The 2,761-nt window shown below is 69.6% G+C and carries 3 protein-coding genes; all 3 read left to right on the plus strand.

Annotated features, from left to right (window positions below; genetic code table 11):
- Nucleotides 1-537: MurR/RpiR family transcriptional regulator (locus tag AC1D2K_RS33030; protein ID WP_478094439.1), on the plus strand; the 537-nt coding region annotated here is incomplete at its 5' end.
- Nucleotides 534-1,493, plus strand: a complete 960-nt coding sequence (locus tag AC1D2K_RS33035) for an isoaspartyl peptidase/L-asparaginase family protein (protein ID WP_478094440.1) — start codon at nt 534-536, stop codon at nt 1,491-1,493. The genes AC1D2K_RS33030 and AC1D2K_RS33035, both read left to right, overlap by 4 nt.
- 29 nt (nt 1,494-1,522) lie before the next feature.
- Nucleotides 1,523-2,761 (plus strand): ATP-binding cassette domain-containing protein (locus AC1D2K_RS33040; protein ID WP_478094441.1); only part of this gene is annotated, 1,239 nt, incomplete at its 3' end.

Genomic DNA, 2,761 nt, shown 5'->3' on the forward strand with positions numbered 1-2,761 from the left:
GGCTACGGCGCCAGCGGCTGGCACGCGGGCCTGCTGCAGCACGGGCTCGACGGCAGCTGCAACGACGTTCGGATGCTGTCCAGCGTCAGCGGCGTCACGCATGCGGCGCGCACGTTGATGCATGCGGGGCCGCAGGACCTGTTCATCGGCCTGACCTTTCCGCGCTACCTCACCGACACCGTGGCGCTCGCACAGATCGCCAAGGGCCAGGGCTGCGCCGTGCTCGCGCTGACCGACCGGCCAAGCTCGCCACTCGCGCCGCTGGCCGACGTGGCGCTGTATTGCCAGACCGAAACCAGCTACCGCCCGAACTGCGAAACCAGCGTGCTCGCGCTGATCGAGGCCCTGACCAGCGCCGTCGCGCTGCGTGCGCCGGGCGCGGTGCAGTCCGCAAGCCGCGTCCTGCAGGCCGTGCGACCGTGGCTGCACGGTGCCAACGGCTTGCCGCGCGCCGAAACCGGCACGCACCGCGCCGGCCTGAACGGCGCGGCCGACGAGGCCGACACCCGCAAGCAAAAGAACAAATCTTCCCGATGAAACTCCCCGGCATTCCCGTCATCGCCATTCACGGCGGCGCAGGCACCATCAGCGCAGCCACCACCAACGCCACGCAGGCTCAGGGCTACCACGACGCCCTGCAGAACATCACGCGCGCCGCGCAGGCGATGCTGCTCGAGGGCGCATCCGCCATGGACGCCGTGTGCCTCGCGGTCGAGATGCTCGAAGACTGCCCGCTCTTCAACGCCGGTCACGGCGCGGTGTTCACGCACGACGAAACGCACGAGCTCGATGCTGCCGTGATGGACGGCACCACGCTCGCCGCCGGCGCGATTGCCGGCGTCTGCCGCATCCGCCGCCCGGTGCATGCCGCGCGCGCCGTGCTCGAAGACGGCGCCCACGTGCTGCTGGCCGGTGCGGGCGCCGAAGTCTTCGCGCGTGAACACGGGCTGGACATGGTCGAGCCTTCGTTCTTCTCCACCGAGGCGCGCCGCCAACAGCTCTACCGTGTACGCGACACCGGCCGCGTGGTCGTGGACCACGAGGGCGCGGCCATGACGCCACCGCTCGACGAAGACCGCAAGTTCGGCACCGTGGGCGCCGTGGCGCTCGACATGCACGGCCACCTGGCGGCAGCCACCTCGACCGGCGGCATGACCAACAAGCGCGTCGGCCGCATCGGCGACACGCCGCTCATCGGCTCCGGCACCTACGCAGACGACCGCACCGCGGCCGTCTCGTGCACCGGCAGCGGCGAGACGTTCATCCGCGTTGCCGCGGCCTACGACGTCTGCGCCCGCATGGCTTACGGCGGCGCAACGCTCGAAGCCGCCACGCACGCCGTCGTGCAGCAGTCGCTGCCGGCCATCGGCGGCAGCGGCGGGCTGATCGCCGTCGACCGCCACGGCAACCTGAGCCTCGCCTTCAACACCGAAGGCATGTACCGCGGCCACGCCCGCGGCGATGAAGCGCCGGTCACGGCCATCTTCGCCTGACGCACACGCCCTCTTCCCCTCGCACTCGCATGTCCACCCCTGCCCTCGCCCTCCCGGACGGTCGCGTTCTCGCCGTCGACGACCTCACCGTGCGCTTCTCGACTTCCGAGCGCACCGTCGATGCCGTCAAGAATCTGTCCTTCCACGTCGACCATGGCGAAACGCTCGCGGTGGTGGGCGAATCAGGCTCGGGCAAGTCGGTCACCTCGCTCGCGCTGATGCGGCTGGTGGAACATGGCGGCGGCCGCATACTCGGCGGCCGCATGGCGTTTCGCCGCCGCAATGGCGAGGTGCTCGACCTGGCGCAGGCGCGCGACGGCACGATGCGCGGCATTCGCGGCGCAGACATCGCGATGATCTTCCAGGAGCCGATGACCTCGCTGAACCCGGTGTTCACTGCCGGGGATCAGATTGCCGAGGCCATCCGCATCCACCAGGGCAAGAGCAATTCGGCCGCGCGCGCCGAAGCGCTGCGCATGCTGGAGCTGGTGCGCATTCCCGAAGCGCGCAACGTGCTCGACCGCTTTCCGCACCAGCTCTCGGGCGGCATGCGCCAGCGCGTGATGATCGCGATGGCGCTGTCGTGCAAGCCGCAGCTGCTGATCGCCGACGAGCCCACCACCGCGCTCGACGTGACCATCCAGGCGCAGATCCTCCAGCTCATCCGCGAGCTGCAGAAGGAGATGCGCATGGGCGTGCTCTTCATCACGCACGACATGGGCGTGGTGGCCGAGATTGCCGACCGCGTGCTCGTCATGTACCGCGGCGACAAGGTGGAAGCGGGCACCTCGGACGCCGTGTTCGCGGCGCCCCGGCACCCCTACACGAAGGCCCTGCTGTCGGCGGTGCCGAAGCTGGGCGCGATGCAGGGCACCGATCTCCCGGCCAAATTCGAGCTGCTTCGCACCGAGGGCAGGCCCGAGACCGTGCCGTGCACCAACACCACGCCGCAGACCACCGTGCGCGAAGAGGCCGGCCCGATCCTTCGCGTGCGCGATCTGGTCACGCGCTTCGACGTGCGCAGCGGCATTTTCGGCCGCGTGAAGCGCCGCGTGCATGCGGTGGAAAAGATCAGCTTCGATCTCTACCCCGGCGAGACGCTGGCATTGGTGGGCGAATCGGGCTGCGGCAAATCGACCACCGGTCGTTCGCTGCTGCGCCTGGTCGAGAGCCAGAGCGGCGCGATCGAGTTCGGCGGGAAGAACATCCGCGAGCTGCCCACGCGCGAACTCCAGGCCCTGCGCCGCAACATCCAGTTCATCTTCCAG

The sequence above is a fragment of the Variovorax sp. P1_H12_2 genome (assembly GCF_056405335.1).